Raw genomic sequence first — 18194 nt, forward strand, 5'->3', positions numbered from 1 at the left:
GTATATCTAATCACTTTCTTTTCAAAAGTTGGTTATAAACCTGCTGAATTCCTTCAGCCTCATTTTGGATTTTATATTTTGATGACACCAAATCATAGCCATTTTGAGCTATTTCATATCTTAATTCATCATTAGACATTAAGGTATCTAACTTTTCAGCAATCTGTTGACTTGATTTTGGTTCTATTAAATAGGCGTTCTGAGCATCAGAAATAATCTCAGGCCAAGCACCAGCTTTAGTAGCAATCACAGCACATTTAGATGCCATAGCTTCAAGAGCAGGCAAGCCAAAGCCTTCTTTATGACTAGCACAAACTACGATATCTAATGCTCTATACCAGCTTGGAATATCTTTGCTATTCTTGATAAACCCTGTAAATATTATCCGTTCTGACAAACCTGCTTGCTGAACCATTTGCTCTAGTTGTTTTTTGAACTCTAAATCTTTAGGTGTTGCTTCACCAATAACTACAGCTGTCCAATCAGGATATTTTATTAGCATAGCCACTACTGCTTCAATAAACTCATAAGTTCCTTTAGACTTTCTGATTCTGCCAAATATTCCTATACCGTATTTACCTGGTAATTTTCTATTTTGCCACTCTTGAGCCTTATTGTCAGCAGGATAAAAAACTTCCGTATTAACTCCATGCGGCACTATATATGGCGGTCTCTCAAGATATTTTGCAGATATTTCAGATGGACATATAACTGCTTCCATTCTGTTTATATAAAATTTTGTCAGTTTTTTATGATGCCTTTGTGCTACAGAAGTAAAAACCAATATTATCTTATATCTAAAAACGTATTTTAAGATAATGCCCACAAGCATATCGATATTTCTACGTGCATGCCAAATACGCCATTTATCACGCCAACACTTAAATAAAAAATCTCTAAATCTAATTGTCTTAATACCATTAGAATCAATATTATAGCCCATGCCTACAATATTTATTAGCTTAGCTTGCTCTGGCATCACAGCCAGCATACTAGCATTAATCCCAGAAAATCTACGACCTAATGACAAGGCAACAACTTCAATATCTTTTATATCTTTAGTTTCCACTTATTTAATTATAATAATAGGTTATATCAGACATACTAAAGCAATATCTGATTATTTACAAGAGTCTCAAAATCCAAGAAATAGTGATTACTAATATTTATTAATCTCTAATAATTGTAATCTAAGAATTACTGGCTTAAAGTGTTATAATGTTTTCATATATTAGTTATTTGTTTGAAGTAATAGATGTCCTTTTTAAAAAAAATTTGTAATATTTTTTCTTACAAAAAACCCATCATAAAAGACAATACATTCTTGCTATGGGAGCCTTGCACACACAGCCATGCTGAAATAGTTCCTGGATTTGCGAAATACTTACTTGATTTGGGTTACCATGTTTCTATCCTAATCAATCCTAAAAGATACAATGAAGGGTTATTCTGTAGATTTGATAATGAAAATATCTCGTACAATAAAATGTCTAAAAGACAAATTCGCAAGTTTTTCAAAAAAAATAGTTTGGCTAATGTACAAGGGGTACTAATCACAACAATTGGTAAACTATATGATGGTAAAGACCTAAACCAAGCATATAACTCGTTTAATAAACAAATAGATAGAAATAAACTTTTCTTTGTTGAACATGAAATTGATAGCTACTTTGATAATAATTCTGAAACACGTAAGAATATTATCACACTTAGAACAATGGACTACAAAAATGCGACTACTATAGCTGTTAACCCCCACTATTTTGGACAGTTCAAGCTAAATAACAAAAACTCTCTGACAACTTTTATTACTATTGGTGCAATTTCAGAAAAAAGAAAAAGTACTAAACTTCTTGTAAATGCTGTAGAAGAACTAGTAAATACGGGTGTTACTAACTTCAAAGTTGTCGTTATTGGTAAAGGAAATATCAAAGATTTACCAACACACCTGCAAAAGTATTTTGATATCAAAGGACGTCTTGATTTCAAAGAAATGTATACTGAAATTGAAAAAGCTGACTTTATCCTATCAGCATACGAAGATAATCCTGATCATATCAAATATATTACTTGTAAGACTAGTGGTACATTTCAACTTGTCTATGGTTTTCTAAAGCCAATTATTATTAGAGAAAGTTTTGCTCCGATAAATGGCTTTAATCAAGATAACGCCATATTATATAAAAAAGATGATAATTATGCAGAAGCTATGACTAAAGCAATAGAGTTATCTCAGCACGATTATTTGCAAATGCGCGAAAACCTCAAAGAATACTCAGATCAACTATATTGCCAATCGCTGAAAAATTTACAATGCGAAATTAAAAATAGACATTAATTCTTGAATTGCTTTTCGTTCTTAATTATTTTTCTAATAAGAAATAAACTACGAGTTGGTTGTAATAGGATATATTTGATACCTGTCAATCTAGCCTTATTAAGCTTACCTTCAAGATAGAGTGAATCGATAATATAGCGCCCTTTTCTCTTATTAAAGAATTTTGATTTAATTCTATCAATTTTTCCAGAAGCAAAACATTTGCCAGTAAACCAGCATAAAGAATAATTACCAGCAAAATTTTTCTTTAGATTTACATGAAGGTCTTTTTTATATGAACGATTATACTCAGGCTTTATAAACATCGCGTTTTGATGTGTATATATCGCATCTTTTATATATGGAAAAAGCTCAAATCTAAAGTTATTTATATTATTAGCACCTGAGTGTAATGGAGTCTTTTCTTGTTGATTAACTGTTAGATTAATTGCTTTGCCCAACAAACCTGGACCTGTGATGCTTAAAGGATCATTACCATAAAAACCATTCTTTGAATTCTCTACTATCATATCAATAGCTTTTTTTAGGAATGGATGCTTTGGCTTTGAGCACATAAACGCCTGATAAATATAGCCATCAAACTCATAGTCTGATTTATATTTATCTTTAACTGAAGCAAACTCAATATCATAGCATAAAACATCATCAAGACCAACTAATAACTCTTGCTTAATATCACTATATACCCCACCATGAATATACAATACACAATATCGCCATAAATCACATTTATAAGCCCCAGGTATTATATTATCATATGCATCAAGCACGTCTTTCTCAAAGTTCTCTTTAAGAAACTCGCGACACGCTTCATCATCAAAGAAATGAAATTCCCAATCAGGATTTTTATCAATCCATGTATAAACTGCATTATACATCTCTTGACTTACTTCACTTGTTCTCCAAGTTTTAAAAATCTTTTTGGGAATATACTGATATTCTATAGAATTTGATGATTTAGCTCTTGAGGGAATAGAAGCCGGAATTTTTTTAATCGAAGTTGACATAAATAAAAGTCCAAATAGGTTTAATGTTTATACGCTAAGTTATTCCAGTATGAAATTTAACAAATACTATGAAAATATACTAACTCAAAATACGTTTTTTGCAAATATAGTAATAAGATTTAAACTATTAAGAAGTTATAATATTAGAATCTTTATTCTCTTCACACTTTCTTTGAGCTAAGAATATTGCCGTTAAGTTAGCAAATAAAATAACCATTATCTGTGTAGTAAAGAAATAATCAAATAAACAACCAATAAACATTGCTAATATTAAAACTCTAAAATAGACTCGATTTCGATAGTCCAACCATCTTGCTTCAACAAAAAATGCCACAAAACATAATAAAAGGGAAACTCCAGCGACTATACCTGCCCTAAAAATATAATTGATAAATTCATCATGAGCCATAATACCGTCATTAACTACACGAGGATCATCTCTTAATCGTTTATTTTCATTTATCAAAATTTTAGTACATTGAATAACATCAGTAGTACTTGTAAGATAAGGACACCCCAGTATATAAAGTTTAGGATATTGTCTTAAAACCTTAAATGAAGAGCTATAGTATAACAATCTAAGCCCTGTCGAAGTCTCATATTGTTTCCTAGCATCTATATTGTTATAGTCTTGATTAAAGAACACTTGCGACTCTTCAACAGAGGTTTGTAATCTATAATGGAAAATGCCAGAGAACTTATAAACAATTCCAAAGATAATAATAATCACTATGATGCAGGTAGTTACAATACTAACCAAACGTTTTATACTTAACTTATTATGTTTAAAGCTAAAGTATTTTAAGGCTATGAATGAGTAATAAATAAATACTACAAATTCAATAACATAGCCTGCCTTACTACGATTTACAAAAAGATCAATAAAAATTACTAATAATCCAGCAGCAAACATCAATATTTTTAACAGTAAATTTGGCATTCTAATAGCTTTACCAATAATTACCACAGCAGAAAAAGGAAATGTCAATGCCACTATTGACTGGATAACACTACCTCCATGTATCCCAAAGTATATCTGACTAACTACAAAATTTGCATGTAGTACATATCTAAATAACGCATACAAAGAAAATATAACTACAATAGCTAGATAAAAATTCAAAAGATAATTAGCATACTTAGTATTTTTAGATAGAAAGTAACTAGCTGAACATATGTATAGAAATATAAATATAGGGTTTGAAAAACCCAATATTGACTTAATATCTAAATTGCCACTAGCAAAAGATGCATAAATTATGCCAATATTTATCATTATCGCAGATAACAATAAAAACTGAAGTGACTTATTGTTTTTGAGGACTTTAAAAACCTCTTTATTAAAAAGAGAGAAAAAAATAATTAATATAAACCCTACCGAGATAAAAAATCTAGCAAAAAAGAAAATACTTACAAACATTACCAACATAAGCAGAAATACTATCTTGGTGTATATTTCAGATCTCAAAACTTTTCTCCCAACATAAAATATATAATTTTACTGCGATACTACAAATTATAGTATAACAGCTCTTATTTTTAATAATAAAACGATTCTGTTAATTAAATTAAAGTTTTTAGTAGTTTAAATATTTCCTTAAATGACTTATTTGGCTTATTTTTCTCAATCTCTTTATGATGATTTCTAATTAACTGACGTAACTTCTGTACATCTATGTTAGCATATTCTTCTATAAGCTTATCTAAAGTAGCGTTAGATTTGCTAGGATCCAAAAGATTACTACGAATATTCTCTAAGCGTTGAAGCATAAGGTTTGTACTTTTATCTTTATTCACTAGAACATCATAAGCTTGATAAATTTCTTCTAGATTGTCTGTTTTTCTTAGTAGCTTACCTATGAACTGTATTTGTCTTTTTAAAGCTATCTTTTGTAAATTTTTAGCATTAAGAATATTATTTTTTAGATTTTCATCTATTGGTAACTTACTTAACTGTTCTTTACTTAGTTCAGTGAGAGATTTACCAAAGTCAGTTATTTCTAAAGCATCTTTTTTTATAGTTGTTTTACTTTTTACAGCTTTATAATGAGAATTTTCTTCTTCTCGCTCTAAACGTTCTATTTCATCTAAGTCAATTACTTTGCTCATGGCTATTATTTTAATTTGCTAATATATATATATAATATAAGCTATAATTTTAAACGTTTAATTTATTTTATCCACCTAAAAGATATCAGGAGACTACCAAATATGTTTAGCTTTGAAAAAAATAGCTTAAAAAACACTGATAAAGAAATATTTGATGCTATAGAGCTTGAAGTTAAAAGACAACATGAACATGTTGAACTTATTGCATCAGAAAACTATGCTAGCCCTGCCGTAATGGAGGCTCAGGGTTCTCAACTTACAAATAAGTATGCCGAAGGATATCATGGTAAAAGATATTATGGCGGCTGTGAATTTGTTGATATAGCTGAGAAACTAGCTATTGAAAGAGCTCAAAAGCTATTTGGCGTTGACTATGCAAATGTTCAGCCTCATTCTGGTTCACAAGCGAATGCCGCGGTATATAATGCTATACTAAAGCCAGGCGATACTGTCCTTGGCATGGATCTTGGTGCTGGTGGACATTTGACTCATGGTAGTAAAGTGAATTTTTCAGGTAAGATTTATAATTCTATCCAATATGGTCTAAATGAAAGTGGTGACATTGACTACAAACAAGTAGCTGAACTGGCTAAAGAACATAAGCCAAAAATGATAATTGCTGGATTTTCAGCTTTTTCAGGAATTATTGATTGGAAAAAGTTCAGAGAAATTGCAGATTCAGTAGATGCTGTACTTATGGCTGATATTGCTCACGTTGCAGGTCTTGTAGCAGCAGGGTTATATCCGAACCCTTTCCCTTATGTCGATGTTGCAACCACAACTACTCATAAAACTCTAAGAGGACCGAGAGGTGGATTAATACTTTGTAACAATAATCCTGACCTAGCTAAAAAATTCCAATCTGCTATTTTTCCAGGTATTCAGGGTGGACCTTTGATGCACGTAATCGCAGCTAAAGCAGTTGCATTTAAAGAAGCATTAGAACCTAGCTTTATTGACTACCAAAAGCAGGTATTGAGAAATGCAAAGGCTATCGAAAAAGTTCTAAAAGAACGTAATATTAATATTATTTCAGGCGGTACGAATAATCACCTATTATTACTAGATATAACAAATACAGGATTCTCAGGCAAAGAAGCTGAGGCTGCTTTAGGTAGAGCGAATATCACTGTGAATAAAAACTCTATACCGAATGACCCTCGCTCTCCATTTGTGACAAGTGGTTTAAGAATAGGAAGCCCCGCTATTACAACTAGAGGATTCAAAGAAACTGAGTGTGAACAAATCGCAAATTGGCTAGCAGATGTAGTATACAACTGCGGAGATAAGAACGTTGAAACTGAAACAGCTGCAAAAGTTTTAGAACTTTGTGACAAATATCCAGTTTATAAGTAAAAAATCTCTTTTCGTATAATAATTTTTAATTTAATATCTTTTAATTTAAATCACTCAACATCTTTTTTAAGAAACGATCTAAGCTTTACTTTAGTAGTCATTAAGTATCGCAAACCTCAGTAATTGAGGGATTGAGGGACACTATCTAGACAAATCAAATAAAGGATAAGCTGTTACACAATTTCTAACATAATAGATATATTTTAAATCCTACTAGTATCAGCACCTCCAACTGAAACAAATAGTTGCTAATAAGACAAATTATTAATACTAACAGCTAAAACTAGGTTTACATAACTATAGAAAAGAAATAAAAGTCATTCTTAAATTTTTACATTAGAGCAATTGTTTATTTACGACACATACCACCTTCTTGCCAATATTCACTACCTACACAGTGATGACAGTAAAATAAACCATTCGGATCATATTTGTTTTTGATTTTAAGAAGCTTATTATAATTATCACCCCAAAAAACTTGTTGCCAGTTTTTTTGGAAATAATCTGCCTCATTTGCATAGGTTCCCGCATTAGGAGCTAATGCCATTATCATTCCCATAGCCTTATAAATATTATCTACTTTTTGTTGTATTTGTGGAGTCATTTTTGGTTTGCCAAGCTGAGGTTTATCTGTACTATAACTCATGATAGCCAAAGCTCCAGCATTATAAACACCTGGATGCATAGATGTCTGCTTAGTTAACTTTAGAGCTTGTTCAGAAGCTCCTGCTAAACCTTTGTTAATTTGAATAGACACAGGTGCAAGCTGAGAAACCTTGTAAAAAGTTTCTGCCGTTTTATCAATACTTTCAGGATCAAACAACTTCTCAGGTAAGTACCAAGACTGATAAGTATACCAATATGCAGAAACTTCTCCTGTATTAGAAGCCCACCAAAACTCTCCATCACGTGCATCTTGACCAGTATTTTTAACAACCATATCAGGATAATTTTTATGCCAATAATCATAGTCCCAAATCTGTGTTGGTGGAATATCTATATATTTAACCTGATAATGAAGATCAGGTTGATTTTGTACCCACTTTTTAAATGGCTGCCAAATTTCTAAAGCCTCTTTTTGACTTAAATCTTGTGTAACCATGGCTATTGTCATTTTATTATTTGGACGAAAAGCAAACTGTTCACCCCAGTTTTCATTATTCAAATTGGAATAATAAAATGAAAGAAACTCTTTTATCAAAGCCTTATATGCTTCATCTGAGCTCGCTGTTATTTCACCACTAATTAAACCAAAGTGACTAGGAAGCTGATGTGTTCTTAGTGTTAAATTTGTAACAACTCCATAAGTTCCACCACCACCACCTTTAATTGCCCAAAACAAATCTTGATTTTGACACTCATTAGCAATCACTGTCTTACCATCTGCAGTAACAACCTCAGCCTGTACTATTCCTCCTGCACCTGTACCATATTTTTTAGACCAGCTACCAAAACCACCACCTTGAGGAAAACCACCAGCTGCCCCAACAGTTGTACAACCTCCTCCTTGGACATATTCATGATGTTTGTTAGTAACAACATCATAAGCCTCAAGCCATCTTGTCCCAGCTCCAACTGTAACAGCTGAATACTCTTTATCCTTTGGACAACTCTGAGGGTGAAAATGCTTATCATATTTAATATTACGCATATTGTGAGTCCATATTAACAAGGCATCTGGAGAGCTAGAACGCCCTAGATAGTCGTGTCCAGCCCCTTTGATAACAATACGTAGATTATGTTTTCTAGCAAAGTTAATAGCATTCACAACATCTTGAGTATCCTCTGCTTCAACAGCATAGCTACTTGGCTGAATATGCCATGCTCCATACCACCCTTGAGATTCATTTCTACTAGAATCTGACTGCATATAAAAAGGATTTTTCATATTTTGTAAAATTGATTTACAGCTATCATTTTCTGAATCTTTTTCACATGTGGAAAAAAAAGAAGTTGGCTTTATGAGTTTACCTTTAAGTGATTTTGCTAGATCATCCCATTGTTTAGAATCAGGCCAGCATACCTCTGAAGGTAAGCAACGACAACTAGACTTTGAAGTCTCATTTGAGAGATTTGAAGATGTTTGACTATGAGCAAAACCAAATATTGAGGTTAAAATACAGCTTGTAATAATTTTTTTGTACATTTTACCAAGAAATTACTCTGTGATAATAAATATACTAAAGGATTAATATTTTAAAGAAAAGTTATCATGCGTTTTCAAAAATAAATTTTCCATATTTTTTTTACAACCAACCAAACCATCTATCAAACCAAGTGGGATTTTCTGTACCATCTGGACGTAGGTTATTTACAAATTTATTTTTAGGATAATTTTTCTTAAGCACTCGTATATTTGCTTTAGCCTGATCATACAATCCAAGCTTATTATAAGCCTTAATTGTTAATACCAAAGCATCTTGAGTTGCGGTACTCTGAGGATAGTTTCTTATAATTTGAGAAGCTCTATCCAAAGCCGCGTTATATGCGCCCCTTTTATAGTAGAAAATAGCAATATCATAATAATGCTCCGCGATTATGTTATTTATATACAACATTCTGCGCTTTGCATCAGGGACAAAACTACCTTTAGGATCAAGCTTTATCGCTTTTTCAAAGTTAACATAAGCATCTTGATAGCCGGTTGGATCATGATAGTTCATATCATAAGGAGCATAAGTTTGTAAGATACCCCTACCATCTTCAAACCCAACAACACCAATCATATAGTATACATAGCCCTTATATGAACTATACGGATACATCTTAATAAATTGTTGTCCTAATGCTAGAGCCATAGTTGATTCATCATCCATATAGTAAACATAAATCAAATCAACCATACCTTTCTCAGCTAGTGGAGTAAACGGATACTGTGCGACTAATGACTTGTATGATCGAATAGCATCAAAGTACTTTTCATTTTGCATTTGCTCATGAGCTTTTGCATAAATGAAACTTGCCGTAAAACCTGTATAAACTTGCGGAAGCTCACTATCTTTTTTGGGTCCACAAGATACTAACATCATTACCATAGATATAATGGTTATTAAATATAAAAACCTTTTCATTTAATTTAACTATCCTTAGAATTTTCTTATATAATTCTACGTAAAAATCAATTTATTTAATAAAAAATACTTATATTAAGCATATAACATGGCAAATAATACACTATCTAACGAATTTCATCAAAAATTTATGATGCATCCAGATTATGCAGGCAAGAGAATCGACTCGGCAGTAAACGAGATGTTTGATCAATTTTCCCGTTCACAAATACAAAAATGGATTAAAGATGGCCTAATTACGGTTAATGGAAAAGCTACAAAGCCTAAATATATCATATTAGGAGATGAAGAAATTGATATCAATGTCGAGCTCTTACCAACAAATGAGTGGATAGCTGAGGATATTGATTTAAGTATCGTATTTGAAGATGATGACATTGTAGTAATTGATAAACCTATCGATATGGTTGTACATCCTGGTGCTGGCAATATAACTGGCACCATATCAAATGCTTTACTCCATAAATATTCTAATCAAGACAAATTACCAAGAGCAGGTATCGTTCACCGTCTAGATAAAGACACTTCAGGCTTAATGGTTGCCGCTAAAAGTAGTATTGCTTATCATAGCCTAGTTCAGCAGCTATCAGAAAGACAAGTGTCTAGAAAATATCTTGCAATAGTAGAGGGTGAAATCTATGAAGAAGGAACAGTTAACCAACCCATAGGAAGAGATCCAAATAATCGCACAAAAATGGCTGTCAATTATAGAGGTAAAGAAGCTATTACTCACTATAAGCCTGTAGAGGTATATGATGGTTTCACTCTAATTGAGTGCCAACTAGAGACTGGAAGAACTCATCAAATAAGAGTTCACATGAAAAGTATCAAGCATCCTTTAGTTGGTGATCAAACATATAACAAATCATCAACAAAGCTAGAAAAAATTGGAATAGAAAATATACATAGACAAGCTCTACATGCATATAAACTTTCTTTCATCCACCCTATATCTCAAAAGATGGTACGATTTAAAAGCAAACTTCCTGAAGATATGCTAAATTTGAAACTAGAACTACAACAAACAATCGAAGTCTACGATGACTATGAGGAAGATTATTACGATTATGAGTAATATAGATAACAAACTAATTCTAAAATATTGCCTTTATTTACTACTCATAATCATATCAGCTGCAATACTATCATCTATAAATAGCTCCAAGCATGAAAAAATGAACTATTTTTTAGAATCTAGAGCTCCTTTTATAGTCAAAAAACCTAATTTTTCTGAAATAAAAGACTTCAAAGAAAGAAAAAAAGCTTTTATATCATATATGCTCTCTGCTATTGAAAAAGCTAATAATGAAATATGCTTACAAAGACAGCAAATACATAAACTACAAAAAGATTTGGTTGAAAGCAATACTCTTAGTAGCAGACAGCTTAATAAACTAGATCTATATTTAAGATATTATAAAATTGATCCCGCGCATAATACTACTGATGAATTAAGTTATCTTGATATTAAAGCAGAAAGAATTCCAACGAGTTTTGTGCTAGCTCAAGCAGCTCTTGAAAGTGGCTGGGGAACGTCTAGGTTCTCCAGAGATTATAATAATTACTTTGGATTACACTGTTTTTATGAGGGCTGTGGTGCCAAAGCTAAATCAGCGAATGTTTATCTTGAAACATTCAATAGTGCCGCAGAAAGCGTTCTTGGGTATTATTATAGACTTAATACCGGCTCTAAATTTAAAGACTTTAGAATAATTAGAGATAAAATCAATAATAATGAACTTCCCGAACAAGACTTATTGAATACTCTAGAAAACTACTCTGCTCTCGGTGGTGATGAATATAAAAACAGACTTATTTCAGTTATTGAGCATAACAATTTGACTCAATATGACTCTATTAAATACTGCAAATAGCCTGCTTCTAGTTGGTATTAGTGATAATTTTTAGTATATTTGATTAATAAAGATAATACTATACAGAAAATAAATGGAAATAATAATCAAGCAAAATACTATTTATTTTGAAGGTATATTAACTCTAAAACAAATTGACTCTAAGCTCATTGATAAAAAAATAAGTCGTAATAAAGACGATATAAAACAAGTTGATTTAACTAAAGTTACATCATTAGACACTGCTGGTGCTTATATAATTATCAAAACAGCAAAGGATCTAAGCTTATCAAAAGAGAATATTATTTTCGCTAATGAGAAAGATAAAAACCTTGTAGATATTGTATTTAAAAACTTCCCAACTACTGCTGAGGAACAATTATCGAATAAATCAAACGTTGTTTTCAATAGTATCTATACTCTTGGTAAAAACACAAATAACTTATTATCAGAAGTTAAAACAAGCATAAGCTTCCTCGGAGCTATCTTTTTAGGTTACATAACGTTAATTCGTAGACCTTATAAAGCTTTTTTTTCAATTGTTCTAAATATTTGCTACGACTCTACAATCAGAGCATTAAGTATAGTAATACTATTATCACTAATTATAGGCTTGGTATTAACCTATCTTCCTCTTAATTTACTAATGCAGTATGGAACTCAAATATTTGTAGTTGATATGCTTGGAATCTCCTCATTTAGAGAATTTGCTCCACTATTCACAGCTATAATAATTGCTGGTAGAAGTGGCTCAGCATTTACCTCAGAAATAGGCATAATGAAAGTTAATGAAGAAATCGATGCTCTACAGACAATAGGTGAAGACCCTATGCAACGTCTTGTTTTACCAAGAATAACAGCACTAGTTATCAGTTTACCCGTACTCACGGTTATAGCTATGATTGCTAATATCGCTGGTGGTATTATTATTGCCGACCTAATCGCAGGAATCACACCACTACAGTTTATAGAAAGACTATTTTCCAATGTAAATGTAAATCACTTCTATATAGGTCTTCTAAAGACACCTTTTTTTGCATTAGTAATTGCTGGAATAGGTTGTCATCAAGGATTATCTGTTAAAAGGGACTCCCAAAGTGTTGGTAAAGCAACTACTACAAGTGTTGTTTACTCAATATTTTTGATAATACTGGTTGATGCTATCTTCGCAGTAGGTCTAAATGGATCTTAGGAGAAAAAGATGAATGAAAGCCTAATTCAAGTAAGAGATTTGAGTACAAAGTTTGGTAAGGAGTGGATTCATAAAGATCTAAACTTAGATATCCACTTCGAAAAAATCAGCTGTATTATCGGTGCTAGTGGTTGTGGTAAGACGACCTTAATGCGAGAAATTTTAATGTTGCAACCAATATACTCTGGCAAGATTTTTTTGTTAGGTCAAGAGATCTCAAAACTAGCAGACAATCCGATTAAGCGTAAAGCAATATCAAGCACAATGAGTATGATGTTTCAACATTGTGCCCTCTTTTCATCTTTAACAAACTTACAAAATGTAATATTTCCACTTAAACAACATACAAACCTCCCATTAGATATTTTAACTGATATAGCTATTATCAAATTAAAGATGGTAGGATTAAAAGAAGAAGCATTCCATAAATATCCGTCAGAAATAAGTGGTGGTATGCTCAAAAGAGTCGCTCTAGCTAGAACTATAGTACTAGATCCCAAGGTTGTATTTTTGGATGAACCGAATGCGGGTCTAGATCCATATTCTGCTAGGGCTATGGATGATCTTATTTTATATCTAAAAGAAGAGCTTAAGATGTCTGTTGTGATGATTACTCACGATTTAAACACTATTTGGCATATTGTTGATGATATTATATACATGGATGAAAAAAAGATTATGCTTCATGATACTGTTGAGTTCGTATCACAACAAACTCAATATGAAAGTATCAGGAAGTTTTTTGACTCACATAATGATGGTAAGTATTAGGAGCTTATAATGAATGAAAATAGTATAAAAAACCTAATTGCAGGACTATTTGTGATTTTTATGGTATTCGTAATGGTGTTTATAGGTTTTTTTCTATCGGGAGGTTTTAAAAACCAAGATACCACCACATTTGTCACAAACTTCAAAAGTATTTCTGGACTGAATATAGGTTCTGATGTCTCATACAAGGGATTTAATATTGGTAAAGTATCTGATATTTCAATAAATAAAGAAAACCCTAAACTTGTTAGTGTTTACATGAAAATAAATAGTCAAATTCCCATATACAAACAGACTGTAGCAACTCTACAAAGTGTAGGTATCACAGGCCAATCTAAGGTTGAGCTTTCACTAGACATTTCAGAGAAAAACACTAGCTTGGATTTAATTGACTTAAGAAAAGGGCAAATACCAGAAATAAAATCAAAGCCATCACAGCTTGAAACTATTTTAGGTAAAGTCAATGGCATTGCTGGATCTCTAGAAGAGATCTCTAGTAAGTTTAATAAGATGATGTCTAAGAAAAATATTCAAAGATTCAACGAATTTACAGATAGTTTGAACATTCTTCTATACAACCTAAGTAATTCATCAATATATTTCAATAGAACTCTTATGAACTTTAATGAAACAATGATCGAAGGACAAGAAACTCTAACTAGGCTTAATAATGTAGTTAGTGTTTTGGAATATGATCCTTCGACAATTGTTAGAGGTGTAACCCATAAGGATGAGGATTAGAATAATGAAAAAATATATAATATTATTTACTATACTTTTACCCTTTCAATTATTTGCTTTTTCCATATTTGGTGACCCTTTAGAGTTACCTGCACAAAAACAATATGTAATTTATAATCAAGAAATGGAGTCAAAAAAGCTTCCTGATACCGGTGATGCTTATATAAATACAACTCTACTTATCTATAACATCCAAACCCAAGCATCTAAATCAACACAGATGTTCTATATCAAGGGTAATCGTTTATACACCTTTAAAAATAGTGAGTGGGCTTTACCTGTATCAAAAATGCTTACAGTTGCTACATTTGAATATATTTTAGATAATAATATTGTCAAGAATCTTGCTTTCCAAGATATAAATATCAGACAAGAGTTCACATTATCCGGAACCACCACTTATGGTCCTATACTAGATTTAGACAATAAACAATTCTTCTTCTATATTACTTTCTATTTAAAAAATGAAAAAACGGGCTATACAGATATAAAAACTATAAAGTATCATCATAAAATTGATAGTGATAACATAACTCCTAATAGTTATGCTGAAATGACAAATAAGGCTTTAGTTCATATATTCTCTGAATTAAAACCTTGGTTATTAGAAAACCTTGAAAAAGAAAAACATAAAAACAAGCAAATTGAGAAACGACAAAAAACTATGCCTAATAATATCCAAGCTTTATTGACAACTAAGCGATAAAGCTAGCTACTAATCCTATTATACCGCCAAAAACTCCGCCCCAAACAACTAACCAACCTAAATGTTCACGAATTATTCGTTGAATTATTTCTTTTACCATTAACGGCGTTAACTCATCTAGTCTATTATCAATAAGTTTTTCTATTTTCTCAGATGCTTTTTGAGAAATTTTATTAGTATCAATATCTATCTCATCTAAAAGGTTAATAATCTTAGCATCTAGCTTATTTATAAATGGCTCACGCAAGCCTTCTAGGGCATCTTTACCACCCAAGAACATATCAATCATTGAACCATATTTACTACTCATTAACATATCAACGAAACTATCAAAAATCTTGTTATAATCAATTTTTGCGGCTATATTATCTGCAATATACTTTTTTATATCATTATTACTAAGAAATTTACTCAAATTATGTTGAGAGAAAAATTGCTCCATAATCATCTTTTTTATGGCTTTTTTAAAGCTTTCAAACTTATTGGGAATTATTCCTGAGCCGTATAGAAACGGTATTTTTTCAAAAAGCATATATATTGCTATCCAATTAGTTAAGGCTCCTGACAAAGCATAAAAGCCTATATTCTTAATATGCTGCTCAGCAAAGTACCACCCTGCTACTGCCAATATCACAGCAACAATATTAGTAACAAAACTTTTATTAAAAATACCCATAAATATACCCTACTCTTTAAATGATTTAGAATTTATAATAAGAACAGTATTCTATCAAATTTTAACTTTATGAGAACAATTCGAGGCTTTTTTGCAGAAATTTCAACAAAAACAATGCATATCTCAATCACTGGTGAATATTACAACTATTTTAAAAATGTACTAAGACTCAAAAAATCAGATTCTGTAGAGTTATTTAATAATAGTGATGGCTTGCAATACAAAACAAAAATCATTGATATAACTAATAAAAATATAGCATTACAAGTATTAGAAAAAAAAGAAATCCATAATGAAAATGACTACATTACCAATATCTATCAAGCTATTATCAAAAATGAAAACTTTGATCTTATTGTACAAAAAGCTACTGAGCTCGGTATAGATAATATCTATCCGATTATCACAGAGTTTACTAACCACAAATTTGATAAGAAAGGTTTTGATAAAAAGTTAGATCGTTGGAACAAAATAGCTATAGCTGCAGCAGAACAATGCGGTAGAGTCTTTGTACCCAAAATACACCACCCTACTGAACTTAAGACTATACAACTACCAGATAATTATATTAATTTAACTCTTTGCCCATATTCAGATACCCCCAAAAACTTTGAGTGCATTATCAAAGACAATGATAAATTTAATATTTTCATAGGTCCTGAAGGCGGTTTTAGTAGTAAAGAAATGGATTTTTTTAAGATTAAGAATTTCAATACTATAAATTTAGGTAAAAGAATACTCAAAGCAGAGACTGCCCCAATAAATATTCTTTCAATAATCAACTTCATCAAATAATATAATGCCTGACATATAATTATTGCAAAACATCTGTTGTAATGATTTAATTAAGTATCTAAATACTGTTAATTTTCAGGGTACATTCATGGATAAAAATTATCATACCTTATCTCGTCCTTTTTGGATAGTTTGGGCAATTGAGTTCTGGGAAAGATTTGGTTTCTACGGTTTTCAGGCGATTATCGCATTATATTTCACCCAACAGTTACATCTTAGCGAATTAGAAACTATTTACCTAATGGGGTCTTTTTTTGCTTTTACATATGGATTTATATGGGTTGGTGGCATTATTGGTGATAAAGTTCTTGGAACAAAACGTACAATACTTATTGGGGCGGTGATCCTTTGTTTATCTTACCTAAGCTTCATTTTTGCTAATGAAAAATCAATATACTACATATTTGCAGGTATAATTGTTGGTAACTCTCTATTTAAAGCAAACCCTTCTTCTTTAATATCAAAAATGTTTGATAAGGGTGATGGTCGTTTAAATAGTGCTATGACACTTTACTACCTTGCTATCAATATGGGTGGTCTTTTGTGTATGGCCTTAACCCCTGTAATATCTCAGGCCTATGGATACACAGAAGCTTTTATAATTTGTGGTGTTGGTTTGCTTATAGGCATACTAGGTTTTATTATGTTCTTCAAACATCTTGAAGACTTAGGATCAGAGCCAGGTAAAAAACCTCTAAACATTACTCATGCAGCATATGTAATAATTGGAAGCATCATATCTATAATTTTCATAGCAAATATTCTTCCGAACACTGGATTATGTATCACAATAACAGCTATTGTTGTTATTGTTGCTACTATTTATTTTTTAGAAGTAGCGATAAAACTCAATCCATACGAAAGAAATAGAATGTTAGTTGCATTAGTACTAATTATTGAAGCAATATTCTTCTATGCGTTGTACTTCCAGATGCCAACAACTCTAACATTTTTTGCACTACACAATGTTGACCTATCTATATTTGGATGGCATGTACCAGCTGCACAATACCAGTTCTTAAACCCTCTTTGGTTGATGCTACTGTCTCCGATTCTTGCTATTTTATATAAGAAAAGCAAAATGACTCATGCAACTAAATTCAGTATTGGTATAGCTCTTATGTTTGTTTCCTATGCTATCCTTTATTGCACAAAATATTTTGCTACAAATGGGATTATTTCAGGATACTGGCTAATTCTAACTTATGCTTCCTCATCTCTTGGAGAACTATTAATATCTGGTCTAGGATTAGCTATGGTTGCAGAACTATGTCCTGCAGCGATATCAGGCTTTGTTATGGGATTCTGGTTCCTTGCAACAATGGTAGCTTCCTATTTAGCTTCATATATCGGATCATTTATAGCTTTACCTCTATTTGATAACAATATCACTAGTCAACAAAGCTTAGATACTTATACATCTGTATTTGGATATGTCGCTATATGTATATTAATAGTTACTATTATAATGGTTATTTTAACACCAATACTTAATAGATATATTAAAAAAATAGATGTAACTGACGATCATAGAGCAGATGCTCCTAGCGTTGTAATTAAACAAAAATAACAACAATCA

Annotated in this window: 17 protein-coding genes; 10 read left to right on the top strand and 7 right to left on the bottom strand. The window is 31.5% G+C overall.

Annotated features, from left to right (window positions below; genetic code table 11):
- Positions 1-10: 10 nt before the first annotated feature.
- Positions 11-1069 carry a glycosyltransferase family 4 protein gene (locus tag F3D59_RS08000; RefSeq protein WP_150464453.1) on the bottom strand — a complete coding sequence of 353 codons (1059 nt, stop codon included), beginning with the start codon at positions 1067-1069 and terminating at the stop codon, positions 11-13.
- Positions 1070-1255: 186 nt separating this feature from the next.
- On the opposite strand from F3D59_RS08000, the gene F3D59_RS08005 reads away from it, so the two are divergent.
- Positions 1256-2338 carry a hypothetical protein gene (locus F3D59_RS08005; RefSeq protein WP_150464454.1) on the top strand — a complete coding sequence of 361 codons (1083 nt, stop codon included), beginning with the start codon at positions 1256-1258 and terminating at the stop codon, positions 2336-2338.
- On the opposite strand, the gene F3D59_RS08010 is transcribed toward F3D59_RS08005, so the two are convergent.
- The 3 genes from F3D59_RS08010 to yjgA form a co-directional block, all read right to left on the bottom strand.
- Positions 2335-3345, bottom strand: a complete 1011-nt coding sequence (locus tag F3D59_RS08010; protein ID WP_150464455.1) for a glycosyltransferase family 32 protein — start codon at positions 3343-3345, stop codon at positions 2335-2337. The genes F3D59_RS08005 and F3D59_RS08010 overlap by 4 nt on opposite strands.
- Positions 3346-3472: 127 nt before the next feature.
- Positions 3473-4813 (bottom strand): hypothetical protein, encoded by a 1341-nt coding sequence (locus F3D59_RS08015; protein ID WP_191092456.1) that lies wholly within the window; start codon positions 4811-4813, stop codon positions 3473-3475.
- Positions 4814-4908: 95 nt separating this feature from the next.
- A complete protein-coding gene (gene yjgA, locus F3D59_RS08020) occupies positions 4909-5454 on the bottom strand; it encodes a ribosome biogenesis factor YjgA (protein ID WP_150464456.1) in 546 nt (181 codons plus the stop codon).
- Positions 5455-5556: 102 nt separating this feature from the next.
- Here yjgA and glyA point away from each other — a divergent pair, with 102 nt between their 5' ends.
- Positions 5557-6810 (top strand): serine hydroxymethyltransferase, encoded by a 1254-nt coding sequence (glyA, locus tag F3D59_RS08025; RefSeq protein WP_150464457.1) that lies wholly within the window; start codon positions 5557-5559, stop codon positions 6808-6810.
- Positions 6811-7159: 349 nt separating this feature from the next.
- Here glyA and F3D59_RS08030 read toward each other — a convergent pair whose 3' ends face one another.
- Positions 7160-8956 carry an FAD-dependent oxidoreductase gene (locus F3D59_RS08030; RefSeq protein WP_150464458.1) on the bottom strand — a complete coding sequence of 599 codons (1797 nt, stop codon included), beginning with the start codon at positions 8954-8956 and terminating at the stop codon, positions 7160-7162.
- Between the two features lie 100 nt (positions 8957-9056).
- Positions 9057-9881 carry an outer membrane protein assembly factor BamD gene (locus F3D59_RS08035; protein ID WP_013922825.1) on the bottom strand — a complete coding sequence of 275 codons (825 nt, stop codon included), beginning with the start codon at positions 9879-9881 and terminating at the stop codon, positions 9057-9059.
- Positions 9882-9969: 88 nt separating this feature from the next.
- Here F3D59_RS08035 and rluD point away from each other — a divergent pair, with 88 nt between their 5' ends.
- The 6 genes from rluD (at position 9970) to F3D59_RS08065 (ending at position 15144) form a co-directional block, all read left to right on the top strand.
- Entirely contained in the window at positions 9970-10956 is a 987-nt protein-coding gene (gene rluD / locus F3D59_RS08040) for a 23S rRNA pseudouridine(1911/1915/1917) synthase RluD (RefSeq protein ID WP_146421931.1), read from the top strand.
- Positions 10928-11755, top strand: a complete 828-nt coding sequence (locus F3D59_RS08045; RefSeq protein WP_411961540.1) for a glucosaminidase domain-containing protein — start codon at positions 10928-10930, stop codon at positions 11753-11755. The genes rluD and F3D59_RS08045 overlap by 29 nt, the downstream gene beginning before the upstream one ends.
- Before the next feature lie 73 nt (positions 11756-11828).
- The gene (locus F3D59_RS08050; protein WP_013922822.1) at positions 11829-12926 is read left to right on the top strand and encodes an MlaE family ABC transporter permease; all 1098 of its coding nucleotides are present in this window, start codon (positions 11829-11831) and stop codon (positions 12924-12926) included.
- Positions 12927-12935: 9 nt separating this feature from the next.
- Positions 12936-13697, top strand: coding sequence for an ABC transporter ATP-binding protein (locus F3D59_RS08055; protein WP_146421928.1), 762 nt, complete (start codon positions 12936-12938; stop codon positions 13695-13697).
- Between the two features lie 9 nt (positions 13698-13706).
- Positions 13707-14438 (top strand): MlaD family protein, encoded by a 732-nt coding sequence (locus F3D59_RS08060; RefSeq protein WP_150464460.1) that lies wholly within the window; start codon positions 13707-13709, stop codon positions 14436-14438.
- 4 nt (positions 14439-14442) lie between these two features.
- Positions 14443-15144, top strand: a complete 702-nt coding sequence (locus F3D59_RS08065; protein WP_150464461.1) for a hypothetical protein — start codon at positions 14443-14445, stop codon at positions 15142-15144.
- Here the strand turns inward: F3D59_RS08065 and F3D59_RS08070 are convergent.
- Positions 15134-15820 carry a DUF445 domain-containing protein gene (locus F3D59_RS08070; RefSeq protein WP_150464462.1) on the bottom strand — a complete coding sequence of 229 codons (687 nt, stop codon included), beginning with the start codon at positions 15818-15820 and terminating at the stop codon, positions 15134-15136. The two genes, F3D59_RS08065 and F3D59_RS08070, sit on opposite strands and share 11 nt — an antisense overlap.
- A gap of 69 nt (positions 15821-15889) precedes the next feature.
- Between F3D59_RS08070 and F3D59_RS08075 the strand changes: the two genes are divergently transcribed.
- Complete coding sequence (locus tag F3D59_RS08075; protein ID WP_149368520.1) at positions 15890-16615, top strand: 16S rRNA (uracil(1498)-N(3))-methyltransferase; 726 nt, start codon at positions 15890-15892, stop codon at positions 16613-16615.
- A gap of 88 nt (positions 16616-16703) precedes the next feature.
- Positions 16704-18185, top strand: a complete 1482-nt coding sequence (locus F3D59_RS08080) for an oligopeptide:H+ symporter (protein ID WP_150464463.1) — start codon at positions 16704-16706, stop codon at positions 18183-18185.
- The last annotated feature ends 9 nt before the right edge of the window (positions 18186-18194 follow it).

The organism is Francisella sp. XLW-1 (assembly GCF_008711455.1).
In the GTDB taxonomy this organism is placed as follows: Bacteria; Pseudomonadota; Gammaproteobacteria; order Francisellales; family Francisellaceae; genus Francisella; species Francisella salimarina.